This window comes from uncultured Flavobacterium sp., from assembly GCF_937967675.1.
GTDB lineage: Bacteria > Bacteroidota > Bacteroidia > Flavobacteriales > Flavobacteriaceae > Flavobacterium.
In genome coordinates, this window is the sequence record NZ_CALBSN010000060.1 from 1 (window position 1) to 7,045 (window position 7,045).

3 protein-coding genes are annotated in these 7,045 nt (G+C 34.0%); all 3 read left to right on the forward strand.

The window, feature by feature from the left end; translation table 11 throughout:
* Positions 1 to 235 precede the first annotated feature (235 nt).
* The 3 genes from recG to Q0075_RS03885 all read left to right on the forward strand — a co-directional run bounded on the left by recG (position 236) and on the right by Q0075_RS03885 (position 6,720).
* Positions 236 to 2,338 (forward strand): ATP-dependent DNA helicase RecG, encoded by a 2,103-nt coding sequence (gene recG, locus Q0075_RS03875; RefSeq protein ID WP_297868368.1) that lies wholly within the window; start codon positions 236 to 238, stop codon positions 2,336 to 2,338.
* 198 nt (positions 2,339 to 2,536) lie between these two features.
* Positions 2,537 to 3,595, forward strand: coding sequence for an efflux RND transporter periplasmic adaptor subunit (locus Q0075_RS03880; protein ID WP_297868369.1), 1,059 nt, complete (start codon positions 2,537 to 2,539; stop codon positions 3,593 to 3,595).
* Between the two features lie 38 nt (positions 3,596 to 3,633).
* Positions 3,634 to 6,720, forward strand: a complete 3,087-nt coding sequence (locus Q0075_RS03885) for an efflux RND transporter permease subunit (protein ID WP_297868370.1) — start codon at positions 3,634 to 3,636, stop codon at positions 6,718 to 6,720.
* Positions 6,721 to 7,045: the final 325 nt, after the last annotated feature.

The following is a 7,045-nucleotide window of genomic DNA, read 5'->3' on the forward strand; positions in this document are numbered from 1 at the left end:
CAGAAATATTAACAACTTAAAAATTAATCTAGTTTAATAATGCACTACGGGTTATATTAATAAAAAACAAGGTTAAAAGAATACGAAACATCTTGATGGATTTTAATAATGTACGAATATAAACATTTTCAATTTCTCCGATTTCTAAATTAACAAATTATAAACTATCTTCGCTTTTGAATCCACACATAAGTACAGACAAGTCGCGACTTGTCACTACGATAAATAATAATAAATGAATTTACTCGAAACTCCCATAGAATATCTCAAAGGCGTTGGTCCGCAGCGTGGCGATTTATTGCGCAAGGAGTTGGGCATTCATAAATATGCAGATTTACTGAATTTATTCCCAAATCGTTACATTGATAGAACTCGCTATTACAGAATTAACGAACTGCAAAACAGCAATTCTGAAGTTCAAATCGTTGGAAAAATCATCAATATTAAAACGGTTGAGCAAGGAAAAGGAAAATCGAGATTGGTTGCGACTTTTGTAGATGAAACTGGTCAAATGGAATTAGTTTGGTTTCAAGGGCAAAAATGGATTCGAGAAAGTCTAAAAATTAATGTTCCTTATGTGATTTTTGGAAAAGTTACCCAATTTGGCGCTACTTACAACATGGCGCATCCCGAAATGGAATTGTTGGAAGAACACAAAGCCAGTCTTCGTTCGGCAATGCAACCGGTTTATCCAAGTACGGAAAAATTAGCTAACAAAGGAATTTCGAACAAAGTCATCAATAAAATGATGCAACAATTGTTTGTGGAAACACAAGCTTTATTTTCAGAAAACTTACCTAGTTATCTTTTAGATGAATTAAAATTAATTCCAAAAAATGCGGCTTTGTTCAATATTCATTTTCCGAAAAGTCAAGATTTATTGGCAAAAGCGCAATTCCGATTAAAGTTTGAAGAGTTGTTTTTCATCCAATTGCAATTGATAACGAAAAATCTCATTCGCAAGCACAAAATCAAAGGAATGCCTTTTGAAAAAGTGGGTGAAAACTTCAATAATTTCTATAAAAATCACTTGCCTTTCGATTTAACCAATGCACAAAAACGTGTTTTAAAAGAAATTCGAAATGATTTAGGAAGCAATGCGCAAATGAATCGTTTACTCCAAGGCGACGTAGGTTCTGGAAAAACTATCGTAGCGTTAATGTGCATGCTTTTGGCAAAAGATAATGGTTTTCAAAGTTGCTTAATGGCGCCAACCGAAATTCTAGCCAATCAACATTTTAACGGAATTACTGAATTAGCAAAAGAACTGAATATCAATATAAAAATACTAACGGGTTCAACTAAAACTTCAGATAGAAAAATTATCCACGAAGAACTCGAAAATGGAAGTTTAGATATTTTAATTGGAACTCATGCGCTATTAGAAGACAAAGTACAATTTCATAATTTAGGTTTAGCAATTATAGATGAGCAGCATCGTTTTGGTGTGGAACAAAGAAGTAAATTGTGGGGAAAAGCCCCTATTCCACCTCACGTTCTTGTAATGACCGCTACTCCAATTCCTCGAACTTTAGCTATGAGTTTGTACGGTGATTTAGATATTTCAGTCATTGATGAATTACCACCTGGTAGAAAACCGATTCAAACCGTTCATCGTTATGATTCGAACCGATTGAAAGTTTGGAAATTCTTAAAAGATGAAATTTCGAAAGGACGCCAAGTTTATATCGTTTATCCATTGATTCAAGAGTCGGAAAAAATGGATTATAAAGATTTGATGGATGGTTACGAAAGTATTTCAAGAGATTTCCCATTACCTCAATATTCTATTTCTATCGTTCACGGAAAAATGAAACCTGCCGATAAAGACGAAGAAATGCGTCGCTTTTCAGAAGGAAAAACCAATATTATGGTGGCAACGACTGTGATTGAAGTTGGGGTGAATGTTCCAAACGCTTCTGTTATGGTAATTGAAAGTGCAGAACGTTTTGGCTTATCGCAATTGCATCAGTTACGTGGACGTGTAGGTCGTGGTGCTGAACAAAGTTATTGTATCTTAATGACAAGTCATAAACTCAGTAACGATAGTAAAATCCGAATGGAAACGATGGTTCGTACTAATGATGGTTTTGAAATTTCGGAAGTGGATTTAAAATTGCGCGGTCCTGGTGACATCATGGGCAAGCAACAAAGTGGCGTTTTAAATCTTCAAATTGCCGATTTAGTTAAAGACAAAGATATTTTGCAATTAGCAAGACATCATGCTATAAAACTTCTTAAAGATGATGCTCCAATGGAAAAACCAGAACACGCTAAACTTCGTGAAGCATTTATTGAGTTAAGCAAAAAGAAAACGATTTGGAATTACATTAGCTAAATTTCATTTAATGTAATGAAGTGTAGAAAATTATAACAAAAAGTAAATTTCAATACCTATTTCGTAACTTTTTTAAATAAATCTCAAATTTTTAAAACATTTGTACCTACAACAATGTTAAATAAATGATAAGTTAAAGTTGTAATTATTTTGTAAAACTTAACTTTGTAGCTGTATCATTAAGAAGCATATCATATTATGAAAATAAAAACTATAAGCATCACGCTACTCACTTTAACTCTTGTTGGTTTAATTGGATATAGAATTACAAAAAACAGTTCCGAATCTGAAAAAGGTGGCGGAAAAGGAGATAAAAAACTTCCAATGATGGTGGATGCCATTGTAGTTTCTGAAACTAATTTTGCTAATACCATTTCACTTTCTGGTTCTATTGAAGCTAACGAAAATGTAGAAATTAGAAGCGAAGTTTCTGGAATTGTAGAAAAAATCTATTTTACCGAAGGAACTAACGTGAGTAAAGGTCAGGTTTTATTGAAAGTGAATGATATAGAATTAAGAGCGCAATTATCACAAGCTATAACAAAACAAGGACTTGCTTCAGAAAACGAAAGAAGAGCTAAATTACTACTTCAAAAAGAAGCGATTTCTCAAGAAGAATATGATATTGCTAGTGCTGAATACAGAAGTCTAAAAGCACAAACCCAATTGATTCAAGCGCAAATTGCTAAAACAACTATTAGAGCACCATTTTCGGGAAAAATTGGTTTACGCAATATTTCTCCTGGAACCTATGTAACTCCTACTACACTAATTACCAAATTAGTTAGTGCAAATCAAGTAAAAATTAGTTTTTCTATTCCTGAAAAATACGCTTCGGAAGTGGAAAACAATACTAATATTCAATTCAAGATTCCAAATAATCCTGAAAAGTTCACAGCAAAAATTTACGCTATCGAACCTGAAATTGAAACTTCCACTCGAACTTTAAAAATTAGAGCCATTGCCGAAAATCCGAATGGAAAACTTTTAGCAGGAACCTTTGCTACTATCGAACTTCCTCTAAAAAATATCAAAGGTGCCATTCAAATTCCTTCAGAAGCGGTTGTTCCTGTTCAAGACGGAAAAGTAGTTTATATTGCCAACAATGGAAAAGCAAAAGAAGTAAAAATAGAAACGATTGCTAGAACTGATAAAGATGTAATCGTTACGCAAGGCCTTAAATCAGGAGATACGATTCTAACTTCTGGCGTTATGGCTTTAAAAGACGAAGCTGATATCAAAGTAAAAGTAAAATAAGCTTTTCTAAATTCTAATTTCAAACTTCTAAATTTAAAATGAGTTTATCTACTTTAAGTATAAAAAGACCGGTATTTACCATTGTAATCAACTTATTGATTATCCTTTTTGGTATTTTAGGATTCAGTTATTTGGGCGTTCGCGAATTCCCTTCAATAGACCCTGCCGTAATTAACGTTCGAACAAACTACACCGGTGCTAACGCAGAAATTATCGAATCGCAAATTACCGAGCCACTTGAAAAAGCTATTAACTCCATTGATGGTATTCGTAACATTACGTCCTCAAGTAATCAAGGTTCGAGTAATATTACAGTCGAATTCAAATTAGAGAAAAACTTAGAAGAAGCGGCTAACGATGTGCGTGATAAAGTATCGCAAGCTGTTAGAAGTTTACCACAAGATATTGATGCACCTCCAGTAGTTGCTAAAGCTGATGCCGATTCTGATGCGATTATTTCGATGACCGTTCAAAGTCAATCAAGAAACGCATTAGAGTTGAGTGACTATGCTGAAAACGTAATTTCTGAGAGAATTCAAACGATTCCTGGTGTGAGTAGCGTTCAAATTTGGGGACAAAAGCGTTATTCGATGCGTATTTGGATGGATCCAATCAAATTAAACGCTTACGGAATCACAGTTGCCGATGTTCGAAATGCTTTAGACAAACAAAATGTAGAATTACCTTCAGGAAAATTAACAGGTGCCAATACCGAATTAATGGTAAAAACGCTTGGAAATTTATCTACAGAAAAGGAATTCAACGATATTATCATTGTAGCGGATGCCAATAAAACCGTTCGTTTGAGCGATATTGGTTATGCTGTTTTGGCTTCCGAAAATTTAGAAACCAAGTTTACCGAATCAGGAAATCCAATGGTGGCTGTGGCTATTATTCCGCAACCAGGAACGAATTACCTAGAAATTGCCGAACAATTTTATGCCGAAGTGGATAAATTAAAGAAAGATTTACCGAGTGACATCAAATTAGATATTGCTTTAGATAATACTATTTTTATTAAGAAATCAGTAGTTGAAGTTGCGGAAACATTAGCAATTTCTGTTATTTTGGTAATCATCATTATCTTCTTATTCTTTAGAGATTGGTCTATCGCATTCCGACCTTTAATTGATATTCCGGTTTCGTTGATTGCTACTTTCTTTATAATGTATTTGTGTGGTTTCTCTATCAACGTTTTAACGCTATTAGCCATCGTTTTAGCCACAGGATTAGTAGTTGACGACGGAATTGTAGTAACCGAAAACATCTTCAAAAAAGTTGAAGAAGGTATGTCGCCTATCGAGGCAGCTATCAAAGGTTCTAATGAAATATTCTTTGCTGTAATTTCGATTTCGGTAACATTAGCTGCCGTTTTCTTACCCATTATTTTCTTGGAAGGTTTCGTAGGACGATTGTTCCGAGAATTTGGTGTCGTCATAGGTGCTGCGGTATTAATTTCTGCCTTTGTATCCTTGACTTTAACACCAATGTTAAATGCGTATTTAATGAAAGGTGGCGAACAAAAGAAAACCAAATTTTATGAAGCTACAGAACCATTCTTCGTAAGCTTAAATACTGGATATGCGAATGCATTAACTAATTTCTTAAAAAGAAAATGGTTGAGTTTCCCAATTATCGGAGCTTGTATCGGATTGATTGTGTTATTTTTTGCCATTCTTCCAAAAGAAACTGCTCCTTACGATGATAGAAGTTTAGGAATTATTAGTGTAACTACTCCAGAAGGTGCAACATACGAATATACCGATCGTTTTATGGACGATTTATCTAAATTAATCAACGATTCGATTCCAGAGAAAAAAGTAGCATTGGTAATTACTTCACCAGGTTTTATGTCGTCTTCTGTTAATGCAGGAAGAGTTCGTTTAGCATTGGTTGATCCAAGTGAACGTGAAAAATCACAAAAAGAAATTGTGGACGATTTAAACAAATGGACCAAAAAATATCCACAAGCCAAAGTTAACGTTTCGGAACAACCAACCATTTCAGTAAACAGACGTGGTGGCTTGCCAATTCAATACATTATTCAAGCACCAAATTTTGAAAAATTAAGAGAAAAGATTCCACAATTCATGGAAGAAGCAAGTAAAAACGAAACTTTCTCGAATGTAGACGTGAATTTAAAATTTAATAAACCTGAAATTAACGTAACCATTAATCGTGAAAAGGCAGAAAGTTTAGGAATTTCGGTTTTAGATGTAGCGCAAACTTTACAATTATCATTAAGTGGACAACGTTTTGGTTATTTCATGCAAAATGGAAAACAATATCAAGTTATTGGACAATTTGACGAAAAAGACCGCGATGCTCCATTGGATTTAACTTCAATGTTCGTTAAGAATAAAGCAGGTGAATTAATCCAATTAGACAACGTAGTTGAGGTAGAAGAACAAAGTAATCCACCGCAATTATTTCATAACAATCGCTACATGTCGGCAACGGTTTCTGCTGGTTTAGCACCAGGAAAAAGTATGATTGACGGTATCAACACCATGGACGAAATCAAAGAAAAAGTATTAGACGACACCTTTACAACTGATTTAGGTGGTGAATCGCGTGACTTCGTAGAAAGTAGTTCCAATACTTCTTTCGCTTTCGGATTGGCGTTATTGTTAATTTATTTGATTTTAGCCGCACAATTTGAAAGTTTCATTGACCCGTTTATTATTATCTTAACTGTACCAATGGCTGTCGCTGGAGCATTATTCTCGCTTTGGTTATTTGGACAAACTTGGAATATTTTTAGTCAAATTGGAACCGTCATGCTGATTGGACTCGTTACCAAAAACGGAATTCTGATAGTCGAATTTGCCAACCAACTTCGAGAACAAGGAAAATCAAAATACGATGCCATTTTAGAAGCTTCGGAAGCGCGTTTACGACCAATTTTAATGACGAGTTTAGCCATTGCTTTAGGAGCTTTACCAATTGCTTTATCACTTGGAGCTGCTTCCGCAAGTAGAATGGGAATGGGAGTTGTAATTGTGGGTGGAACGATGTTCTCGTTAATCTTAACTTTATTTGTAATTCCAGCAATCTATTTAATGTGGTCAAGAGCAAAAAAACACCGACCAGAATTTGATAATTTAGACGCTTTAGAGAAATAAAATAAACCGCAGATTCGCAAATTAAAATTTAAAAGAATAATTTGAATCAACATAATCTACAAGTATTCAATAAAAAAACACTTAAAAACAAAAAAATCTGCGAATCTGCGGTAAAAACATAAAAACACTATGCGAAATTTTTATACAACCCAGAATTTGATAATTTAGATGCTTTAGAGAAATAAAATAAACCGCAGATTCGCAAATTAAAATTTAAAAGAATAATTTGAATCAACATAATCTACAAGTATTCAATAAAAAAACACTTAAAAACAAAAAAATCTGCGAATCTGCGGTAAAAACATAAAAACACTATGCGAAATTT